Here is a 2,336-nt window from a genome sequence, read left to right as displayed (position 1 = left end):
CGGGGTCGCGCTGGACGGTCTCGCCGCGTTCCGGCACCCGGCGGCCGAGGGGGCGCACGGCGACGGTCTCGTCGTCGGGTACGCCACCCCCGCCGAGCACGCGTACGAGGCGGCACTGCGGGCCTTGTGCGCCGTACTTCTGGTTCACCTGCCTAATGGGGGTTCGTCACGGTCATAACTGATCAATTCGAGTCAGACGGTCAAGATGAGAGAGGTGCGAAAGGCCAATAAAAAGGAAGACACCGAACATGTTCCGACCCTCGAACAAGGCGTTCAGGAGAGCAGGAAGTCAGCTTCACCCGCCTTCGCTCCCTCGATGAACGCCGTCATCTCGGCCGGGGTGTAGATCAACGCCGGACCGTCCGGGTCGGTGGACTGACGCAGCGCGATCCTGCCGTCCTCCAGCTTCATCGCCTCCAGGCAGTTCCCCCCGTTCCCGCCGCTCCACGGCTTGTGCCAGCCCTCGCTGCCCAGTTCCCGCGCGGGCATGCCGTTGTAGATGCGCGAGGCGGGAGAGGACGAGATGCGATTCATTTACAGCTCCTTGCGGAGATCCCCGAGGATCTCCTTCGTGCGATGTGCCGTAGCGGCCTGCGCCGCCATGCGGTCCATGACCTCAAGGTGTGTCGCCACCTCCTCACGCGCGTCGAGGTAGACCGCGCCGGTCAGGTACTCGCTGTAGACCATGTCCGGAAGCTCCGGCATGGCGAATCGGAACAGCACGAAGGGCCCGTACGTGCCCGGATGCGGCCCGTTGGCGAACGGGGCGACCTGGAGCACCACATTGGGCAGCGCCGCGGCCTCCAGCAGTCTGTCGATCTGCTCACGCATCACCTCCGGACCGCCGACCGGGCGGCGCAGCACCGTCTCGTCCATGACCACCCACATACGGGGTGCGTCCGGACGAGTGAGCAGTTCCTGGCGGGCCATGCGCAGGGCGACGAGCCGGTCGATGTCTTCCGGCCGCGTCCGGGCGATCGCGCCCGAGGCGAGCACCCCGCGCGCGTAGCCCTCGGTCTGGAGCAGTCCGGGGACGAAGTGCGGCTCGTACTGGCGGATCAGGGACGCCGCGCCCTCCAGGCTGACGTGCATGGAGAACCAGCCGGGCAGGACGTCGTGGTAACGCTGCCACCAGCCCGGCTTGTTGGCGTCCTCGGCGAGGCGCACGAAGCCGTCGGCCTCGTCGTCGGTGATGCCGTACGCCTTCAGCAGCAGCTGAACGTACGGGATCTTGAACGCGACCTCGGCGTTCTCCATCCGGCGGATCGTGGCGGGCGCGACGCGCAAGACCTTGGCGGCCTCCTCGCGTTTGAGCCCGGCGCGTTCCCTCAGGTCCAGCAGACGCCGGCCGAGGACGACCTGTCCCACGGTCGGCGCGGACCGCGGCTCGCTCACGCTCCACCTCCACGAAGCTCCACGAACGTTTCCCTGACTGTTCTCCCGACCCGCACGAAGGCCCCGCGCGAACTGTCGGCGGAAAAGAATCCCGACAGCCCTGCGGCGCCGTTCGAAGACCTGCGGAGTCCGCTGCGACGGCCACGCGCGCGTACGTCGACGTACGCGGGTGGGGCGCGACGATTCTCCGGTGGTCCCAATTGGCGCCGCTCTACGTGCTGTTGCGAGCAGTGTGCCACGGCGTCCCACCGCGTCACACAGCACTCTGCAATTTTCAGAGTGACACTTGCCAAGTGTTCACGGCGGGGCGATAGTGGCAAGCGTGATTCCGTCCGCGCCTTTAGGAACAGACGCCACCGCAGGCCGCCCCTCCGGTCTCGGTGCCGCGCCGGGAGCAGGTCCTGAGCGGACCTCCGCCGAGCGCCGGTTCCGGTTCGAGCTGGCCGCACACCCGGGTTCCCCGGCTCAGGCGAGACGCCTGGTGCGGGCCCGGCTGACCGGCTGGTCGGTGTGCGAGGACACCTGCGACTCGGCCGCCCTGGTCATATCCGAGCTGGTCACGAACGCCATCGTGCACACCGCCGGCGGGGTCGTCGTGTGCGAGCTGCACGACGACCAGGACGTTCTGCGCATAGCAGTGCGTGACGAAGGGTGTGCGCCGGGTGAAGCCCGCCCGTCGCCGCAGCTCCCTGAGGAGGAGCACGGCCGCGGTCTGCTGCTCGTCGACGCCCTGTGCCGCGCCTGGGGCGCCCAGGAGCACGGCTCCGGCCTCCTGGTGTGGGCGGAGCTCCCCCGGGACGGCTCCGAGCCGCGTGGGGACCTCGGCTGGGGTGCCAGGCCGAAGCCCGAGCCTGACGACGGGACAGGACCCCGCGAGGAGCAGCCCGGCCGGGCGACGCAGGGCAACGCGCCCCGGAGCGCCGACGAGCACGTGGCAGCGC

The 2,336-nt window shown here is 69.3% G+C and carries 3 protein-coding genes; 1 reads left to right on the top strand and 2 read right to left on the bottom strand.

Translation table 11 applies throughout. The features are described 5' to 3' along the window. Positions 1–273: 273 nt before the first annotated feature. Together ACVNF4_RS35010 and ACVNF4_RS35005 are read right to left on the bottom strand one after the other, a co-directional pair. The gene (locus tag ACVNF4_RS35010) at positions 274–534 is read right to left on the bottom strand and encodes a DUF397 domain-containing protein (RefSeq protein WP_461806884.1); all 261 of its coding nucleotides are present in this window, start codon (positions 532–534) and stop codon (positions 274–276) included. Beyond that, entirely contained in the window at positions 535–1,395 is an 861-nt protein-coding gene (locus tag ACVNF4_RS35005) for a helix-turn-helix domain-containing protein (RefSeq protein ID WP_461806883.1), read from the bottom strand. Positions 1,396–1,681: 286 nt separating this feature from the next. Here ACVNF4_RS35005 and ACVNF4_RS35000 point away from each other — a divergent pair. After that, on the top strand, positions 1,682–2,336 hold a 655-nt coding region (locus tag ACVNF4_RS35000), incomplete at its 3' end, for an ATP-binding protein (protein WP_461806882.1).

Source organism: Streptomyces sp. S6, assembly GCF_054880855.1.
This window is presented reverse-complemented; position numbering and strand designations above follow the sequence as displayed.